This is a genomic window from Mycobacterium sp. VKM Ac-1816D (genome assembly GCF_000416385.1).
GTDB lineage: Bacteria > Actinomycetota > Actinomycetes > Mycobacteriales > Mycobacteriaceae > Mycobacterium > Mycobacterium neoaurum_A.
Window position 1 is genome coordinate 40471 of the sequence record NZ_AOHQ01000097.1, and the last position, 19060, is coordinate 59530.

At 68.0% G+C, this 19060-nt stretch carries 16 protein-coding genes and 1 pseudogene; 1 reads left to right on the top strand and 16 read right to left on the bottom strand.

All coding sequences use genetic code 11. The annotated features are described in order from the left end of the window. Positions 1–6: 6 nt before the first annotated feature. The 9 genes from mihF to G154_RS00540 all read right to left on the bottom strand — a co-directional run bounded on the left by mihF (position 7) and on the right by G154_RS00540 (position 10804). Complete coding sequence (gene mihF, locus G154_RS00500) at positions 7–324, bottom strand: integration host factor, actinobacterial type (RefSeq protein WP_011894593.1); 318 nt, start codon at positions 322–324, stop codon at positions 7–9. Between the two features lie 463 nt (positions 325–787). Further along, a complete protein-coding gene (gene pyrF, locus G154_RS00505; protein WP_019514086.1) occupies positions 788–1588 on the bottom strand; it encodes an orotidine-5'-phosphate decarboxylase in 801 nt (266 codons plus the stop codon). Beyond that, positions 1585–4932 (bottom strand): carbamoyl-phosphate synthase large subunit, encoded by a 3348-nt coding sequence (gene carB / locus G154_RS00510; RefSeq protein ID WP_019514085.1) that lies wholly within the window; start codon positions 4930–4932, stop codon positions 1585–1587. Before carB ends, pyrF begins: the two co-directional genes overlap by 4 nt. After that, positions 4932–6098: a glutamine-hydrolyzing carbamoyl-phosphate synthase small subunit gene (gene carA / locus G154_RS00515; RefSeq protein WP_019514084.1), complete on the bottom strand. Its 1167-nt coding sequence runs from the start codon at positions 6096–6098 to the stop codon at positions 4932–4934. The genes carB and carA overlap by 1 nt, the downstream gene beginning before the upstream one ends. Further along, a complete protein-coding gene (locus G154_RS00520; protein WP_019514083.1) occupies positions 6095–6595 on the bottom strand; it encodes a hypothetical protein in 501 nt (166 codons plus the stop codon). The genes carA and G154_RS00520 overlap by 4 nt, the downstream gene beginning before the upstream one ends. A 30-nt stretch (positions 6596–6625) precedes the next feature. Next, complete coding sequence (locus G154_RS00525) at positions 6626–7918, bottom strand: dihydroorotase (RefSeq protein ID WP_019514082.1); 1293 nt, start codon at positions 7916–7918, stop codon at positions 6626–6628. Then, positions 7915–8874: an aspartate carbamoyltransferase catalytic subunit gene (locus G154_RS00530; RefSeq protein ID WP_019514081.1), complete on the bottom strand. Its 960-nt coding sequence runs from the start codon at positions 8872–8874 to the stop codon at positions 7915–7917. The genes G154_RS00525 and G154_RS00530 overlap by 4 nt, the downstream gene beginning before the upstream one ends. Further along, a complete protein-coding gene (gene pyrR / locus G154_RS00535; RefSeq protein ID WP_277624215.1) occupies positions 8871–9458 on the bottom strand; it encodes a bifunctional pyr operon transcriptional regulator/uracil phosphoribosyltransferase PyrR in 588 nt (195 codons plus the stop codon). The genes G154_RS00530 and pyrR overlap by 4 nt, the downstream gene beginning before the upstream one ends. Positions 9459–9523: 65 nt before the next feature. Then, complete coding sequence (locus G154_RS00540; RefSeq protein WP_023985703.1) at positions 9524–10804, bottom strand: MFS transporter; 1281 nt, start codon at positions 10802–10804, stop codon at positions 9524–9526. Positions 10805–10835: 31 nt separating this feature from the next. Here G154_RS00540 and G154_RS00545 point away from each other — a divergent pair, with 31 nt between their 5' ends. Further along, positions 10836–12038 carry a serine hydrolase gene (locus G154_RS00545; RefSeq protein WP_019514078.1) on the top strand — a complete coding sequence of 401 codons (1203 nt, stop codon included), beginning with the start codon at positions 10836–10838 and terminating at the stop codon, positions 12036–12038. On the opposite strand, the gene G154_RS00550 is transcribed toward G154_RS00545, so the two are convergent. From G154_RS00550 to G154_RS26685, 7 genes and pseudogenes are all read right to left on the bottom strand, one after another. After that, a complete protein-coding gene (locus tag G154_RS00550; RefSeq protein ID WP_019514077.1) occupies positions 12035–14716 on the bottom strand; it encodes a fumarate reductase/succinate dehydrogenase flavoprotein subunit in 2682 nt (893 codons plus the stop codon). The two genes, G154_RS00545 and G154_RS00550, sit on opposite strands and share 4 nt — an antisense overlap. After that, the gene (locus tag G154_RS00555) at positions 14713–15453 is read right to left on the bottom strand and encodes an ABC transporter ATP-binding protein (RefSeq protein ID WP_019514076.1); all 741 of its coding nucleotides are present in this window, start codon (positions 15451–15453) and stop codon (positions 14713–14715) included. The genes G154_RS00550 and G154_RS00555 overlap by 4 nt, the downstream gene beginning before the upstream one ends. Then, positions 15450–16292 (bottom strand): ABC transporter permease, encoded by an 843-nt coding sequence (locus G154_RS00560; RefSeq protein WP_019514075.1) that lies wholly within the window; start codon positions 16290–16292, stop codon positions 15450–15452. The genes G154_RS00555 and G154_RS00560 overlap by 4 nt, the downstream gene beginning before the upstream one ends. After that, positions 16289–17653, bottom strand: coding sequence for an ABC transporter substrate-binding protein (locus G154_RS00565; RefSeq protein WP_019514074.1), 1365 nt, complete (start codon positions 17651–17653; stop codon positions 16289–16291). Before G154_RS00565 ends, G154_RS00560 begins: the two co-directional genes overlap by 4 nt. 41 nt (positions 17654–17694) lie before the next feature. Next, positions 17695–17922, bottom strand: a complete 228-nt coding sequence (locus G154_RS00570) for a ferredoxin family protein (protein WP_019514073.1) — start codon at positions 17920–17922, stop codon at positions 17695–17697. Next, positions 17919–18677 (bottom strand): GntR family transcriptional regulator, encoded by a 759-nt coding sequence (locus G154_RS00575; RefSeq protein ID WP_019514072.1) that lies wholly within the window; start codon positions 18675–18677, stop codon positions 17919–17921. Before G154_RS00575 ends, G154_RS00570 begins: the two co-directional genes overlap by 4 nt. 198 nt (positions 18678–18875) lie before the next feature. Continuing rightward, positions 18876–19060: pseudogene (locus tag G154_RS26685) on the bottom strand (hypothetical protein); the annotation flags it as partial.

Consider the following 19060-nt stretch of genomic DNA (forward strand, 5'->3'; position numbering starts at 1 on the left):
TCGCGCTCAGGAGAAGTCGAACTTCTCCAGCAAGGCCTTGCGCTGGCGGTCGCCGAGGCCGCGCAGGCGGCGGGTCGGGGCGATCTCCAGCTCGGTCATGATCTCCTGCGCCTTGACCTTGCCGACCTTGGGCAGGGCCTCCAGCAGCGCGGAAACCTTCATCTTGCCCAAGACCTCGTCGGTCTCGGCGTCGGTGAGCACCTGCTTGAGGTTGGTGCCGCCGCGCTTCAGCCGATCTTTGAGCTCGGCTCGCGCTCGACGTGCGGCAGCAGCCTTCTCCAACGCTGCCGCGCGCTGTTCGTCGGTCAACTGGGGAAGGGCCACGGGGTTCCTCCGTCTCTCGCCATCTGTTGTTTCATCACGGCTGGATCACGTAACCAGCCAGCGACGACGACCGTACCCACGCATCCTGACGAAAGCTAACCCCACCCCCGGGTAATCCGGCCAAAAGACCAGCGTGTACAGCGTGCGCCGAGCACACAGCGCCGGATCGGACACATTGCCGATCGGCGCCCTGCGCGCACGATGTGCCTGCATAACAGGGGTTTTCGCACCTCAGCGACGTTGGCGCCGGTTTCGGTGAGCGTCACCGGACCGCCGGTAAACGCCGATCCTGGCGGTGGAATGAGAAATTTTCGCTGGTCATGGCGTGTCGGGCGTGTCGCCGGCCCGGAGCTACCGGTCGGTAGCGTCGCCGAGCGGACGCGGTCGCACCGCGGCGGCCCCTCCTGCGCATGACGGGCCCGATCGGGGCGACAGCGGCACGCCAGGAGGGTGCACGGGGCCCTCAGGCCAGCCGGGCGAGCTGCTCGCGCAGCCCGGCGACCACCGCCCGCATCGCCTCGACGTCCGGACCGGCGCGCAGGATCTCGCGCGACACCGCGGGCAGCACCCGCGGCCCCAGCCGGCCGAGGTCCTGCACGCGGCCGCCCTGTGCTCCGACCCCCGGTGCCAGCACCGGCCCGTCCAACGCGTCCAGATCCGGCGGTTGGGCCAGCGTGGCACCCACCACGACGCCCACCGACCCCGTGCCGGTGCGGCGGTTCTCCGCACCCACCGCGTCGACGATCGTCTGCGCCACGGTGCGATCCCCGGTCAGCGCCCCCTGCAGGCCCGCCCCCTCGGGATTGGACGTCGCGGCCAGCACGAACACTCCCCTGCCGTTGGCGGCGGCGAGGTCGAGCAACGGGCGCAACGATTCGAAGCCCAGATACGGCGACGCGGTGACAGCATCGGCGGCCAGCGCGGTATCGCCGGCCCACGCCTGGGCGTAGGCGGCCATGGTCGAGCCGATGTCACCACGCTTGGCGTCGGCGAGCACCAGCACCCCGGCATCGCGCAGCGCCGCCATGGTCGCCTCCAGCACGGCGAAGCCGGCCGAGCCGTACGCCTCGTAGAAGGCCACCTGCGGTTTCACGATCGCGACATCGGCGAAGGCCTGCACGCAGATATCGCTGAACGTGCGCAGCGCGTCGATACCGGTGCCCAGTCCCCATGCCGCCAAAAGCTCCGGGTGCGGGTCGATCCCGGGGCACAGCGCGCCCCTTGCCGCGACGGCGTGGGCCAGCCGCACCCCGAACGGGGTCATTTCTCGGCCAGTTGGCTGTGCAACTCCTGCAGCGAGCGCACCCCGATATCACCGCGGATCCCGGCCTCGATGCCCTGCACCGCGGCCGACGCGCCCTGCACCGTCGTCACGCACGGGATGTTCACCGACACCGCCGCCGAACGGATCTCGTACCCGTCGATGCGTGGGCCGGAGTTGCCATACGGGGTGTTGATCACCATGTCGACCTCGCCGGCGCGGATGACCTCGACCGCCGAGCGACGCCCGTCGGTGCCGGATTCGTTCTCGGTCTCGAAGTGCTTGCGCACCTCGTCACACGGAATGCCGTTGCGGCGCAACATCTCCGCGGTGCCCTCGGTGGCCAGCACCCGGAAGCCGAGGTCGGCCAGCCGCTTCACCGGGAACACCAGCGAGCGCTTGTCGCGGTTGGCCACGGAGACGAAGACCGTGCCGGAGGCGGGCAGCGAACCGTAGGCCGCACTCTGGCTCTTGGCGAACGCGGTACCGAAGTCACGGTCGATACCCATCACCTCGCCGGTCGACTTCATCTCCGGGCCCAGCAGCGAATCCACCTGGGAACCATCGGCCTTGCGGAACCGATGGAACGGAAGGACCGCCTCCTTGACCGCGATCGGGGCGTGCGGGGACACGGTGGCCCCGTCACCGGTACGCACCAACACACCCTCGGCACGCAACTCGGCGATGGTGGCGCCCAGCATGATCCGAGCGCACGCCTTGGCCAGCGGCACCGCGGTGGCCTTGGAAACGAACGGCACCGTACGGGACGCTCTCGGGTTGGCCTCCAGCACGTAGAGCACATCGTCCTTGAGTGCGTACTGGACGTTGAGCAATCCGACCACGCCGATCCCGTGCGCGATGGCCTCGGTGGCCTGGCGGACCTTCTCGATATCGGTGCGGCCGAGGGTGACCGGCGGCAGCGCGCACGCCGAGTCGCCGGAGTGGATACCGGCCTCCTCGATGTGCTCCATGACGCCACCGATGTAGACCTCGGTGCCGTCGCACAGCGCGTCGACGTCGATCTCGATGGCGTCCTCGAGGAACCGGTCGACCAGCACCGGATGCTCCGGGGACAGTTCGGTGGCGCGCTCGATGTAGCCCTGCAGGGTCTCCTCGTCGTAGACGATCTCCATACCGCGGCCGCCCAGCACATAGGAGGGGCGCACCAGCACCGGGTAGCCGATATCGGCGGCGATGCGGCGGGCCTGCTCGAAACTGGTGGCGGTGCCGAAGCGCGGCGCGGGCAGACCGGCGTTGACCAGCACCTCGCCGAACAGGCCACGGTCCTCGGCCAGATCGATGGCCTCGGGCTTGGTGCCCACGATCGGCACCCCGGCACGCTCCAGTCGCTCGGCCAGGCCCAGCGGGGTCTGCCCGCCGAGCTGCACGATGACGCCGACAACGCCGGGACCGCCACTGCCCGAGTCCTGCTCGGCGTGGTAGACCTCCAACACGTCCTCGAAGGTCAGCGGCTCGAAGTAGAGCCGGTCGGCGGTGTCGTAGTCGGTGGACACGGTCTCGGGATTGCAGTTGACCATCACCGTCTCGAACCCGGCCTGACTCAACGTGGTCGCCGCGTGCACACAGCTGTAGTCGAACTCGATGCCCTGCCCGATCCGGTTGGGTCCCGAGCCGAGGATCAGCACCTTGGGCTTCTCGGTCTGCGGGGCGACCTCGGTCTCGGCCGCGGGGTCCAGCTCATAGCTGCTGTAGTGATAGGGCGTGCGGGCCTCGAATTCGGCGGCGCAGGTGTCCACGGTCTTGTAGACCGGGCGGATGCCGAGCCGCTCACGCAAGGCTCGCACCCCGCTCTCACCGGCGAGTTCGGGACGCAGCGCGGCGATCTGGCCGTCGGACAATCCGTTGTGCTTGGCCCGGCGCAGCAGCCATTCGTCGAGCACCGGGGCGTCGACCAATTCGGCGCGCAATGCCACCAGACCGTTGATCTGGTCGACGAACCAGGGATCGACCCCGGACGCCTCGGCGACCTGCTCGACGGTGCCACCGAGGCGCAGTGCCTGCTCGATGACGTAGATGCGGCCGTCGGTGGCGGTGCGTAGATCGGTGAGCAGCTCCTCGAGAGAGGCGTCGCGATCGGGTCCGGTCCAGAAGCCGGCCCGCTTGTTCTCCAGGGACCGCATCACCTTGCCGAGCGCCTCGATGAAGTTGCGGCCCAACGACATCGCCTCACCGACGGATTTCATGGTGGTGGTCAGCGTCGGGTCGGCACCGGGGAACTTCTCGAAGGCGAACCGCGGCGCCTTGACCACGACATAGTCCAGGGTCGGCTCGAAACAGGCCGGGGTTTCCTTGGTGATGTCGTTGACGATCTCATCGAGGGTGTAGCCGATGGCCAGCTTGGCGGCGATCTTGGCGATCGGGAACCCCGTCGCCTTGGACGCCAGCGCGCTGGACCGCGAGACGCGCGGGTTCATCTCGATGACGATGAGCCTGCCGTCTTTGGGGTTGATGGCGAACTGGATGTTGCAGCCGCCGGTGTCGACCCCAACCTCGCGCAGGATCGCGATGCCCAGATCACGCATCGTCTGGTACTCGCGGTCGGTCAGCGTCATCGCCGGGGCGACGGTCACCGAATCACCGGTGTGCACACCCATCGGGTCGAAGTTCTCGATCGAGCAGACCACCACCACGTTGTCGTGGTGATCGCGCATGAGCTCGAGCTCGTATTCCTTCCAGCCGTAGATGGACTCCTCGATCAGCACGTTCGCACTCGGCGACGCGGCAAGGCCGTCACCGGCCATCCGCTCGACATCCTCGGCGGAGTACGCCATCCCGGAGCCGAGGCCGCCCATGGTGAAGCTGGGGCGAACGACGACGGGCAACCCCAGGTCGGCGACCGTGTCACGCACCTCGTCCATGGTGAAACACACCCGGCTGCGGGCGGATTCGCCACCCACCTTGGCCACGATGTCCTTGAACTTCTGCCGGTCCTCGCCGCGCTGGATGGCATCGAAATCGGCGCCGATCATCTCGACGCCGTAGCGCTCCAGCGCCCCGTTCTCGTACAGCGAGACCGCGGTGTTCAGGGCGGTCTGCCCACCGAGGGTGGCCAACACCGCGTCGATCTTGTTGCCGCGCTCGGCCTGCTGGGCGATGACCTTCTCGACGAAGCCCGGGGTGATCGGCTCGACATAGGTGTTGTCGGCGTATTCGGGGTCGGTCATGATCGTCGCCGGGTTGGAGTTGATCAGGGTGACTTGCAGGCCCTCGGCGCGCAGCACGCGGCAGGCCTGGGTGCCCGAGTAGTCGAACTCCGCGGCCTGGCCGATCAGGATCGGCCCCGAGCCGATGACCAGGACGTGGTTGAGGTCGGAACGACGTGGCATTATTTCTCTCCCGCCTTGCGGCCCAACAGGTCGATGAACTGGTCGAACAGGTACTCCGCGTCACGCGGACCGGCCGCGGCCTCGGGGTGGTACTGCACCGAGAACGCGCTCCCGTCGATGAGCTTGATGCCCTCGACGGTGCCGTCGTTGGCGCAGGTGTGGCTGACGATGGCCCTGCCGAAGTCGGTGTCGAACTCCTCGCCCGCCTCGCCTTCGAGGGCGAACCCGTGGTTCTGCGCGGTGATGGCGACGCTGCGGGTGGCGTGGTCGATCACCGGGATGTTGATGCCGCGGTGCCCGAAGGTCATCTTGTAGGTCGACCGGCCCAGCGCGCGACCGAGGATCTGGTTGCCGAAACAGATTCCGAACAACGGGATTCCAGCGCCGAGCACCTCGCGGGTGACCTCGACGATGTGATCGGCGGTGGCCGGGTCGCCCGGCCCGTTGGACAGGAACACACCGTCGGGGTTGAGCTCGGCGATCTGGGCGAACGTGGCGGCCGAGGGCAGCACGTGGGTGCGGATGCCGCGCTTGGCGAAGTTGCGCGGGGTGTTGGTCTTGATGCCCAGGTCGATCGCGGCGACCGTGAACCGGTGCTCGCCGGCGGGATCCACCGTGTACAGCGAGTCGGTGGACACCTCACCGGCCAGGTCGGCTCCCAGCATCGAGGGCTGGTTGCGCACCCGGTCGACGAGGGTGTCCACCTCTGCGCCGTCGGCGAGGGCGGCACCGGAGAAGATGCCCGCCTTCATCGAGCCGGCCGTGCGCAGATGCCGCACGACCGCCCGGGTGTCGATCCCGGCGATCCCGACGATGCCCTGGCGCTGCAGCTCGTGGTCGAGGGTGCCGGTGGCACGCCAGCTCGACGGGCGCGGCGAGGCGTCGCGGATCGCATAACCGGCGACCCAGATCCTGTCGTCGCGGCTCTCGCCGTCCTCGCCGTTCCAACCGGTGTTGCCGATCTGCGGCGCGGTGGCGACCACGATCTGGCGGTGGTAGCTCGGGTCGGTCAGCGTCTCCTGGTAGCCGGACATGCCGGTGGAGAACACCGCCTCACCCAGCGTCTGTCCGATCGCGCCGAAGGCGGTCCCGGTGAACACCCGGCCGTCCTCCAGCACGAGCAGGGCACGCTCCGCGGTACCGCTGCGCTTGTCGCTGACCGTCACTCGTCCTCCTTGACCCAGTTCTTTGTTTCTGTCCGGTCGTCCGGCCGGAAGCCGGTGTCGATCTCGGTACCCGACGGGAGTGTCCAGCGAATGGCCACGATGCCCTCATGGGTGAGGGCCTTACCCGCCATCGCCCGCTCACCACGCACCGCGACGATGGATTCGTCGGGGATCCAGATGGGACCGGCTCCGCTGCGCTGCAGCATGATCCCTTCCGGATAGCGGGTGAGCGCGCCCTTGGACCGGAAGCCCAGTGCGGCCGCGGCGACCTTGTCATTCCAATGCGGTGCGATGGTGCTGCCGACGTAGAGCCCCTTGGTGGGCCCGGCCAGCGCCGGCCCGACGGTATCGGGCAGCGGAGGCAGGTTGCCGATCATCTCGACCTGACGCTCGATGCGGTGTCGCCACCCGGTGAGCAGCCGGCGGATGAAGAAACCGATGAGCAGGGCGATGACGGCCGCCAGGATGAGCGACCCGATCAGCGTGCCGTCATTCATGCGCGATCCGCTCCGCTACTCGCTGGGCCCTCACGCGGGGCTCCTGCCGTCACGCGCGGTGATCTTGCCGCGCAGCAGCGTCAGCGTCACCTTCGCAGGCAACTCCATCGACTCGAACGGCGTGTTGTCCGACCGGCTGGCCAACGACGATCCGGTGACCGTCCAGGTGGCGTCCGGGTCGACGACGGTCAGGTTGGCCGGCTCCCCCACCGCCAGCGGACGGCCCTGGTCGGGCAGCCCGACGATGGCCGCCGGTGCCTCGCTCATCACCCGGGCCACATCGCGCCAGCTCAGCAGGCCCGGTCGCACCATGGTCTCGACGATCACCGACAGCGCGGTCTCCAGGCCCAGCATGCCGGGGCGGGCATTGGCGAACTCGCAGCACTTCTCCTGTTCGGCGTGCGGCGCGTGATCGGTGGCCACACAGTCGATCACGCCGTCGGCGAGCGCCTGCCGCAATGCCTGCACGTCACTGGCCTCGCGCAGCGGCGGATTGACCCGATTGCGGCCGTCATAGCTGGCCAGCACGCCATCGTCGAGCAACAGATGATGCGGGGTGACCTCCGCGGTAATCGAGATCCCTTGCGCCTTTGCCCATTTGAGCAGTTCCACTGTTCCGGCGGTGGAGGCGTGGCAAATGTGCACCCGGGCACCGGCATCGCGGGCAAGGATCGCATCACGGGCGACGATGGACTCCTCGGCCGAGCGCGGCCATCCGGCCAGACCGAGCTTGGCGGCATGGGGCCCCTCGTGCGCGATGGCGCCCACGGTGAGACGGGGCTCCTCGGCATGCTGGGCGATCAGCACGCCGAGGCCACCGGCGTACTCCAGCGCGCGGCGCATGATCAGCGGATCGTGCACACAGATGCCGTCATCGGAGAACATCCGGACCTGACCGGCACCGGCGGCCATCAGACCCATCTCGGTCAGCTGCTTGCCCTCCAAGCCCACGGTCACGGCACCGACCGGGTGCACGTCGACGAGTCCGACCTGCCTGCCCCGATGCCAGACGTGGTCGGTCACCACCGGGCTGTCGGCCACCGGGTCGGTGTTGGCCATGGCGAACACCGCGGTATAGCCACCGAGTGCGGCTGCGGCCGAACCGGTTTCGATGTCCTCGGCGTACTCGCGCCCGGGTTCACGCAGGTGGGTGTGCAGGTCGACGAAGCCCGGCAACAGGATCTGCCCGGTCGCGTCGATCTCGGTGTCCGCGGAGCCGGACCCGATCCCCGCTTCGATCCGGGTGATCTGGCCGTCGGCGATGAGCACGTCGACGGGGTCGCCCGCACCGTAGCGGCGGACGCCCTTGATCAGAACACTCACGCCACCACTCCCACTCCGTCGGCATCGGCACCCACGAGCAGGTGGAACAGCACCGCCATCCGCACATGGACGCCATTGGAAACCTGTTGCAACACCGCTGATTGCGAGGAATCGGCCACCGAGTAGGCGATCTCCATGCCCCGCAGCATCGGCCCCGGATGCAGCACCACCGCATGCTCGGCCAGCTGCGCCTGCCGCTTCTCGGACAATCCGTAGAGCACCGAGTACTCCCGCGCCGACGGGAAGAAACCGCCGTTCATGCGTTCGGCCTGGACCCGCAGCATCAGCACCGCATCCGCGGCGGGCAGCTCGGCGTCCAGATCATGCGAAACCGTCACCGGCCAGCCCGCCACTCCCACCGGCAGCAGCGTCGGCGGAGCCACCAGCACCACCTCGGCACCGAGCGTCGCGAGCAGTTCGACATTGGAGCGGGCCACCCGGCTGTGCAGCACGTCGCCGACGATCAGGATGCGCCTTCCCGCGATGGTGCCGAGCCGTTGGCGCAGCGTCAGCGCGTCGAGCAGCGCCTGGGTGGGGTGTTCGTGGGTGCCGTCACCGGCGTTGATGACCGATGGTCCGCCCTTACCGCCGGGCTCGGCGGTCCACTCCGAAAGCTGCTGCGCCGCACCCGAGGCCGGGTGTCGGATGATCAGCGCGTCGGCGCCGGCGGCGCGCAGGGTCAGGGCGGTGTCACGCAGTGACTCGCCCTTGGCCACCGAGGATCCCGAGGCGCTGACGTTGATGACGTCGGCACTCATCCACTTGCCCGCCACCTCGAAGGACACCCTGGTGCGGGTGGAGTTCTCGTAGAACATCGTGATGATGGTGCGCCCGCGCAGGGTGGGCAGCTTCTTCACCTCGCGACCCAGCAGTGCCTCGCGGAACCGGTCGGCGTCATCGAGGATCGCCGTCGCCTCGTCGCGGGACAGCTCCGCGGCGGTCAACAGATGCTTCATGAGCGGTCAGGTCCTCCATACGGTGCGATCCGCACGCTGTCCTCCCCGTCGGGTTCCTGCAGGCGCACCTTCACGTTCTCGGCGCGCGAGGTGGGCACGTTCTTGCCTACGTAGTCGGCGCGGATGGGCAACTCCCGGTGGCCGCGATCCACCAACACCGCCAGTTGCACGATCCGGGGCCTGCCGATATCGCGCAGGGCGTCCAGGGCCGAGCGCACCGAGCGACCCGAATACAGCACATCGTCGACCAGGATCACCAGCGCGCCGTCGATACCGCCGGCCGGGATCGAGGTGGACTCCAGCGGGCGGGGCGGTTTGAAGTTCAGGTCGTCGCGATAGAGCGTGATGTCCATCGCCCCGTGCGGCAGCGCTACCCCGGAGAACTCCTCGACCTTCTCGGCAAGCCGCGCGGCAAGCGTCACGCCGCGGGTCGGGATGCCCAACAGCACCACGCGCGGAGCATCCGGTGCGTCCAGCGCGGTCTTCTCGATGATCTGATGCGCGATGCGCGAAATTGTCCGGCTCACATCCGCGGCGGACATCAATTCCCGGTCGGGGCTCGGTACCGCTTCGCCCACAGTCAACCTGGACCTCCTTCTCCGCCTCTCTGGACGGATCGTTAAAGGACGTCGAACTGCCGGAGAGCCTATCAGGCCGCCGCGGCGACTTCGTCGCGCAGTGATGTGCCCTTCGTCTCGGGCAGTGCCCAGGTGCACAGCACGCTGACGGCCACGAATCCGGCCATCATCAGGCCCACCGCCCAGCCGCCGAAGTCGTCGACGAGCAGACCCGCGACCAGCGGCGGCAGCGCGCCGCCCACGATGCCTGCCAGATTGAAGGCCAGTCCGGCGCCGGTGTACCGGTATCGGGTGGCGAACGTCTCGGGCAGGAACGACGCGATCGGTCCGTACGAGACGCCGAACACCGCGAAGGTGCCGCCGATGGCGAGCGCGAACAGTGCCTCGGAACCGGTGTCGATCAACGGCATCACCACGAACGCCCATGGCAGGGCGACGAGGAATCCGGCGAGGATGATCCGGCGCCGCCCGTAGCGGTCGCACAGGATCGCCGATATCGCGGTGGTGCTCATCAGTGCGACCCCGGCGAGCACACCGACGGCCAGGATCAGCGCGCGGGGATGCCCGATCGTGGTGCTGGCATAACTGAGCAGGTAGGTGCCACCCAGGAAGCTCATCGTGAAGATGCTCACCATGCAGCCGGCCGCCAGCAGGACCTGGCGCCACTGCAGGCGGATCAGCTCGGCCAGCGGCGCGCGCGGCACCTGCCCACTTCGTCGTTCGTCGGCGAACACCGGCGTCTCGTCGATGCGTAGCCGGATATAGAGCGCGGCGATGACCAGCAGACCGCTCAGCAGGAACGGCACCCGCCAACCCCAATCGAGGAACACCTGGCTCTTCTCCCCGATGGTGACGGCGACGGTGAAGAACACCAGGTTGCTGGCCGCCAGACCGGCACCCGCGCCCAACTGGGTGAACATGCCGTATCGGCCGCGTTGGGCCGCCGGTGCGTACTCGGCCGACAGCAGGGCCGATCCAGCCCACTCCCCTCCGACGGCGAATCCCTGGCACAACCGCAGACACAGCAGCAGGATCGGCGCGGCGATCCCGATGGTGGCGGCACCGGGCACCAAGCCGACGCCGACCGTCGAGATACCCATGATCAGCAGCGTGGCCACCAGCGTCCGCTTGCGTCCCAATCGATCTCCGAAGTGGCCGAACACCGCGGCGCCGATCGGCCGGGAGAAGAAGGCCGCGGCGAAGGTGCCCAACGACGAGACGGAGGCCATCGTCGGCCCCATTTCGGGGAAGAACACATGCGGGAAGATCAGCGCGGCGGCCGTTCCGTAGATATAGAAGTCGTAGAACTCGATGGCGGTGCCCACGAAGCTCGCGAAAGCCACCTTCCGCATCTGCATGTGGCACACGTTAACGTCAGCGGTGATGAACATCGACAACAACCACGCCTCCATCTCGGAGGCCATCGACGCGGGCCTGCTCGCCGGCGCGGTGACAATGGTGTGGCATGCCGGCCGGGTCGTCCAGGTCAACGAGCTCGGGCACCGCGACGTGCAGGCCTCGCTGCCGATGCAGCGCGACACCATTTTCCGGATCGCGTCCATGAGCAAGCCGGTCACCGTCGCCGCGGCGATGACGCTGCTGGAGCAGGGTCACTTCCGCCTCGATGACCCGGTGTCGCGATGGCTGCCCGAGCTCGACGGGTTGCGGGTGCTCATCGACCCGCACGGCCCGCTGGACGACACCACGGCGCTGCGTCGACCCATCACCTTCGATGATCTGATGACCCACCGGGCGGGGTTGGCCTACCCGTTCTCGATCACCGGCCCACTGGCCAAGGCGTACGGCCGGTTGTCCTACCGCCAGAACGAGCAGCGCTGGCTGACCGAGCTGACGAAGTTGCCGCTGGTGCATCAACCCGGCGTGCGGATCACCTACAGTCACGGCACCGACGTGCTCGGTATCGCCATCTCGCGGATCGCCGGCCAACCGCTCCACGAACTGCTTTCCGAGCGCATCTTCGAGCCACTCGGCATGTCCGACACCGGTTTTGCCCTCAGCCTGGTCCAGCGGCGCCGGATGGCGACCATGTATGCACTCGACGACAAGACCGGACTGCGTGACGATGTGATGGGCCCACCGGCGCTCACCCCACCCGAGTTCTGCACCGGTGGCGGTGGACTGCTGTCGACCGCCGATGACTATCTGACATTCGCCAGGATGCTGCTCGGCGACGGCACGGTCGACGGTGTCCGGGTGCTCTCCCCCGAGTCGGTACGGCTGATGCGTACCGATCGGTTGACCGAGGAACAGAAGAGCGACAACTTCCTCGGCGTGCCGTTCTGGATCGGCCGCGGCTTCGGGTTGTCGATGTCGGTGGTCACCGATCCCGCGCAGTCCGAGCGCTTCTTCGGCCCGGGTGGGCTGGGCACCTTCGGCTGGCCGGGTGCATTCGGCACCTGGTGGCAGGCCGACCCAGCCAATGACGTCATCGTGCTGTACCTGATCCAGAACTATCCGGACCTGACCTCCGATATCGCCCAGGTGGCCGGCAACACCTCCCTGGCGAAACTGCGCATGGCGCAACCGAAATTCGTCCGCCGCACATATCAGGGACTGGGACTCTAGGCGGGTTCGAGCGCCCTGCGGGCATACGCCCGCACGTCGGCGTCGACATCCTTGAGCGCCAGGCCCAGTGCCTCCCGCGCCGCGGTCTCCGACCCCGCCCACCTGGTCAGGCTCAGCACGGCGGCCTTGCGCACATCCAGATGGGTATCGGTGAGTGCCCGCGACAGCGACGGCACCGCCAGCGGCGCCGAGACCCCGGACAACGCCCGGGCCGCACCGACCCGGATCTGCCAGGCCGGTTCGGACAGCGCCCGCTCGATGACGGGCACATCGGCATCGGCGTCGCCGAGCACCCCGAGGGCGGCCAGCGCGGCGGCGCGGACCAGCGGATCGCAGTCGGCGAGCAGCGCGCGCACGGTGTCACCGCCGGCGGCGAGCGTGGCCAGCGCGTTGGCCACGGCAATGCGCACCTCTCGGCTGTCATCGGTGGCGGCGGCGGCCACGCCCTCGACATCGTCCACCGAGACCAGCGCGCGTACCGCCTCGATGCGGACCCGCTGATCACCGTCGGTCACCATTCGGCGGTAGTCGGCCGCGATGCCGGCGCGCCGAGAGCTCAGCACGTACACCGTGGCGGCGCGCACCACCGGGTCATCGCAATTCAGCTGCCCGGCAATGCCTTCTGGATCGGGTAGCACCTCGACGAGCTCACGTACCGAGTCGGCGGCCTGCAGGCGCACCTCGCGGTCCTCGTCACGAAGCGCGGCCAGCAGCGCCGGGCAGTACCCGTCGGGCAGGTTCTCCACCAGCGTCGCCACCGCGGTGCGCCGCACGCCGGGATCGGCATCGGCGAGGTAGTCCGACAACTCGACCAGTGTCGGTTCGTCGAGCGCCAGCACCGCGGCGATCCGCGGCGACGGTGGCTGCACCGCGGGCTCGGCGACCCGCGACACCACGGTAGCGGGCGCCTTGCCGCCGAACAGTTCCGGCTGATCGACCGCGACCGCCGGGGCGTCGAGGCTCTTGCCCGGCACATGGTCCAGCCCGGGCACCGGCACCAGATAGGGCGCAACCGGGCGTTTCAGGAACTCCATCTCCCCGGCGGCGTTCTTGCGCAGATTCAGGTGGAAGCCCCACTCCTGATCGTCGCGCATCGGCACGTCGGCACGGTCATGATAGAGACCCCAACGGGATTCGGTACGCGTCAGCGATGACCGGGCAGCCATCTCGGCGCAGTCCCTGATGAAGGACACTTCGACGGCACGCATCAACTCATGCGGGGTCCGCGCCCCGATACCGGCCACCTCTTCGCGCATCCGCTCGAAGGTCTGCACCGCGATGGACAGCTTCGCGGCCGTCTTCGGTGGTGCCACATAGTCGTTGACGAATCGGCGCAGCTTGTACTCCACCTGGGGTTGCGGCGGGCCGTCCGGTTGACGCAGCGGCTGATAGATCAGATCGTGGGCAGCGGCGAGCTGATCGGCGGGCAGCTCCGCCGGCGCAGGCGCATCGGCCAGCGAGCCCGCTGCGTGCTCACCGGCCAGGTCGCCGTAGACGAACGCGCCGATCATGTAATTGTGCGGGACGCAGGCCAGATCACCGGCGGCGTACAGACCGGGCACGGTGGTGCGGGCGTGCTCGTCGACCCACACCCCGGACGCGGAATGTCCACTGCACAGGCCGATCTCGGAGATGTGCATCTCGATATCGTGGGTGCGGTAGTCGTGGCCGCGGTTGGCGTGGAACGTGCCGCGGGTGGGCCGTTCGGTGGTGTGCAGGATGTTTTCCAGTGCGGTCAGCGTCTCGTCCGGCAGATGTGACACCTTCAGGTAGATGGGGCCGCGGGCCGATTCGATCTCGCTGTGCACCTCCGACATCATCTGCCCCGACCAGTAGTCGGAGTCGACGAAGCGCTCCCCCTCGGCGTTGACCTGGTACCCGCCGAACGGGTTGGCCACATACGCACAGGCCGGGCCGTTGTAATCCTTGATCAGCGGATTGACCTGGAAACACTCGATTCCGGACAGTTCGGCGCCGGCGTGGTAGGCCATCGAGTAGCCGTCCCCGGCGTTGGTGGGGTTCTCGTAGGTGCCGTAGAGGTACCCCGAGGCCGGCAGACCGAGCCGGCCGCAGGGTCCGGTGGCCAGGATGACGGCCTTGGCGGCGACGGCGACGAACTCCCCGGTGCGGGTGTTCAGCGCGGCCGCGCCGACTGCTCTGCCATCGGATACCAGCACCCGGACCGGCATGAGCCGGTTCTCGATCTGGATCTTCTCGCGCATCGAGCGTTGCCGCATCACCCGGTAGAGCGCCTTCTTGACGTCCTTGCCCTCGGGCATCGGCAGCACGTACGACCCGGAACGATGCACCTGGCGCACCGCGTATTCGCCGTGCTCGTCCTTCTCGAACTTGACGCCGTAGCGTTCCAGCCGCTGCACCATCGCAAAGCCGCGGGTGGCGGTCTGATAGATGGTGCGCTGGTTGACGATTCCGTCGTTGGCCCGAGTGATCTCGGCGACGTAATCCTCGGGTTCGGCCTTGCCGGGGATCACGGCGTTGTTCACCCCGTCCATCCCCATCGCCAGTGCACCGGAGTGCCGGACATGGGCCTTCTCCAGGAGCAGCACGTCGGCGCCGTTCTCGGCGGCGGTCAGCGCCGCCATGGTGCCCGCGGTGCCGCCACCGATCACCAGCACATCGCAGTCGAGGCGGATCGTATCGGCGAGATCGGGAATCATGAGTTGTCCAATGCTTCGATGAGTTCGCTACGTTGCGCGCTTCGGTCCGGTCCCTCGGTCCGAGGCCGGGGTACCTCCTGCACCAGCCGCAGGCCGCCGCCGCCCAGCACGGCGACGCGGTCGCCGAGTTTGAGCGCCTCGTCGACATCGTGGGTGACGAAGACGATGGTGGTCGGGTGTGCCCGCCAGGTGTCGATCAACAGGCGCTGCATGGCGGCGCGCGTCTGCGCGTCCAGCGCCCCGAACGGCTCGTCCATCATGACCGCGCGCGGGGCGCCGGCCAGGCCGCGAGCCAGCTGCACGCGTTGGCGCATACCGCCGGACAGGCTCTTGGGCAGGTAGGCGCCGTAGCCGGTGAGGTTGACCTCCTCGATCCAGCGTTCGGCGCGTTCACGGCGGCCCGACTTCGGTACGCCGCGAAGTTTCAGCGCCAATTCGATATTGGACCGGACGGTACGCCACGGCAGCAATGCGCTGTCCTGGAATACCATTCCGCGGTCCCGCGAGGTGCCGACGACGTGCTCGCCGTCGGCGAGCACCCGGCCGGTGTCAGGCGCCAGCAGACCGGCGAGCGCCCGCAGCACGGTCGACTTGCCGCATCCCGACGGCCCGGTCAGCACCAGGATCTCGCCGGGCCGCACGGTCAGCTCCAGCCCGCGCAGGACCGGGGATCCGGTGTAGGACAGGGTGACGTCGTGCAGCTCCAGCGCCATACCGGTGGCCACGGCGGTGCTCATCGGTTGGTCTCCTCGCCGCGCGGCAACCAGCGGGTGGCTCGGCGGCCGATCAGCTCGATGGCCGCGGCGGTGCCGAAGCCGAGCACCCCGATGGTGATGATGCCGACGAAGACGCCCGGGTAGTCCAGCACGGTGTAGGCCTGCCAGGTGCGGTAGCCCACACCGAGTCGCCCCGAGATCATCTCCGCCGAGATCACGCAGATCCAGGCCACCCCCACACCGACCGACAGTCCACCGAAAAGGCCAGGCAGGATTCCCGGCAGCACCACCTCGCGCAGCACGTCGAGGCGGCCGCCGCCGAGGGTGCGCACCGAGTCTTCCCAGATGGTCGGCAGCGCCCGCACCGCGTGCCGGGTGCTCACCATGATCGGGAAGTAGGCGGCCAGAAAGGTGATCGAGACGATCCCCGCCTCATCGGAGGGGAACAGCAGGATCGCCACGGGCACCACGGCGATGGCCGGGACGGGCCGCACCAGCTCGGTGAGCGGGCCGAAAATATCGGCGAACAGCACGGAACGGCCGAGCATGATGCCGGTGAGGACGCCGAGCAGCGCGGCCAGACCGAAACCGGTGAGGATGCGGATCAGTGACTGCGCGAGGTCCAACCAGTACTCCTGTGTACCGGCTCTGGCGGCCAGCGCGGCGCCGATCTCGGTCACCGTCGGCAGCGTGTCGAACCGCAACCAGAACCGGATATCGTTGGCAGTCAGTACTTCCCACAGTCCGATGGCCGCCAGCACCGACGCCAGCCGGATCAGTCGGTGTCGCCACGCCCCCGGCGTGACCGGTTTCGTCGTCACCGGTGTCGCGGTCGTCGGCGGATCGAGCACGGCGGTCATTGCACACCCACCAGAGCTTCGCGATAGCTGATGACGGCCGCGCCAGGATGGGCGGCGATATGCCGGCGGGCGCCCGCCTGGGTACCGAACGGGAGATAGCTCTGGCCATCCTTGACCCAGACGGCCTTGTCGGCGAACCATCGCGTGCCCAGCTCGGCATCGGGGACATATGCCGCGCGCACGGTCGCACCGTCTGCCTCCGCGGCGCGTACCGCGCGAAGCAGTTCGGTCGGGTTGGCCACGGTCTGGGTGGAGTCGGAGTCCTGCAGCCACAGCTCACCGCCGGTGGGCGCGCTGTTCGCGTCCAGCGCCGCCTGGTAGTCCAGGCCGCGTTCGGTGAACGCCTTGCGCAGCGGCCCATCGTTGACGAAACCGGCGACGTCGAGTTCGGCGAAGTCGCCGATCGACTTCAGGTACGGCACATCACCTTTGAGTGCGTCGACCAGTGATGGTTTGAGCGTGGTGTCGAAGGACGTGCCGCCGGGTCCGTTGTACAGGTAGACGACTTCCTGCGGCAGCCCGCTGCCGTCGGCGACGATCCGGCTGGCTTCCAACGGTTCGGCGTTCAGGAACTCGGTGGCGTCGAGCTGGGATTGCAGGAAGGCGTCGAGCACTTCGGGATGGCGGGCGGCGTAGTCCTCGCGGACCACCACGCCGTGCAACGTCGGGTAGTCCAGTTCGGCCCCGTCGTACAGCAGCCGCGCCTTGTCCTGGTAGACCAGCAGCCCCGGCCAGGCGACGAACTGCGAAAGACCGTCAACCTGACCGGATTCCAGTGCCGAGGCACCGACCTGCGGTTGCTGGTTGAGCACGTCGACACCGGTCTTGGGGTCCAGGCCGGCGCGCTCCAGCGCCCGCACCAGGGTGCCGTGACCGGCGGAACCGACGCTGGCCGAGACCTTCTGGCCGGCCAGGTCGGTGAGCGTCTGCGCCGGCGAAGCGGGGTCGACGACGACCATGTTCAGCGCACCCTTCGGGTGGTAGCCGGTCACCGAGACGATATCGGTACGGGCGCGCTCGTTGGATTGGGTCTTGGATCCGTTGATGAGCATCGGATAGTCGCCCATCGACCCGATGTCGATCTTCTCGGCGACCATCTGCGCGGTGATGGGTGCGCCGGTGTCGTAGTCCTGCCAGACGACGTTGTATTTCGTGCCGTTCTCCGCGGTCACATCGGCCAACCGCCGTTCCAGGAATCCCTTGGCACGCAGCAAGGTTCCGGCGGTCACGGTGTTGATGGTCTTGGACTGGTAGCCGATGACGACATCGACGACGTCATCGGCGGAGTTGTTGGAGTCCAGCGAGCAGGCGGTGACGGTCGCGGTCAGGGCAGCGAGCAGCGCAACGAGGGGTTTCTTCACAACGGGGCCTTTTTCGTGGGGGCTGAGCCGACGGGCTGGTGTCAGCGGATGAGGAAGGGCATGTTGACGGTGACCGCGCCGGTGGGACAGCGTGCGGCGCACGGTCCGCAGTACCAGCATTCGTCGACGTGCATGAAGGCCTTACCGTTCTCCGGGTTGATGGCCAGCGAGTCCAGGGGGCAGATCTCGACGCAGAGAGTGCAGCCTTCGATACACAGCGATTCGTCGATGGTCACCGGGACGTCGACGCGGTTGTTCACGAGGGTCATTCTGAGCTCCTACCGGGCTGTTTTCGGGAGAGATTGCCGCGCATGGTGATCCGGTCGCCGCGCATGCGGATGTATTCGAGGTCGACGGGACGGCCGTCGTCGAGGCTGGTGAGGCGTTCCAGCATCAGCAGGGCTGCGCCGTCGGGTACCTGCAGGGTGTCCGCGGAGTGCGGGTCGGCCGCGATGGCCTCCAGAGCGAGCGCGGCCGAGCCGAGTTGCCGACCGCTGACCTGCTCGATGAGGGCGAAGACATCATTGGTCTCCAGCGGGTGGGTGATGACCTGTTCCCCGATATCGGGTGCGAGGTAGGTGAGGTCGAGCGACAGCGGGAGGTCGCCGAGGTAGCGCAGCCGTTCGATATAGACGATTTCGGAGCCGGGGGCGAGTTCGAGCTTGCGGGCCACCGCGGGCGGGGCGGCCATGGTGAGGACGGCTCTGACCTCGTTGCGCACCTCGCCGTAGTGCTTGAAAGTCTCCTTCAGCCCGACCAGTGCATCGAGGCCGTGGTCGAGTTTGCGCACGGCGACGTGGGTGCCCACTCGGGTGCCACGATCGATGAGGCCCTCGTCTTTGAGAACGCCGAGTGCCTCACGGATGGTGTTGCGCGAGACCGCGAATTCCGCCGCCAGTTCGGTTTCGCTGGGCAGGCTGTCCGGATAACCGCCGGCGTGGATCTGATGGCGCAACAGATCGGCAACCGGACGGGCCTGATCGGCCCGCGCGCGGCGGATCGGTGTCGGATCTGTGGCTGCCACCCGATCACCGTAGAACCGATCCGAGAACGTTCCCGACCGCTGAGCAGCCCGGATAGCGGCAGTGGACCCATTACGCCGCCGTCGTACCCGAGGGACCAGCCACGATCGTGACGCGATGTGTTATTGCGCCACCTCGCCGAAGCTGGTTCGACTTCCGATCGCGCTGAATCGAAATGCTGCGCGTCATACGGATCGGGATCAGCCACTATCGCCGCCATCCGGTTCGTCCCGGTCTGGTAGTTGTTCGGCGTCGCCCTGTTCGCCCAGGAACTTCCCGAGGAGTTCCTCGGGGTGAAAGTGGTGGTTGATGGTGTCGCCGCCGGTGTCCAGTAGTGGTGGTGGGTGCCAGTGGACGCGGCCGGTGGTGGGGTCGATGGTGGTGG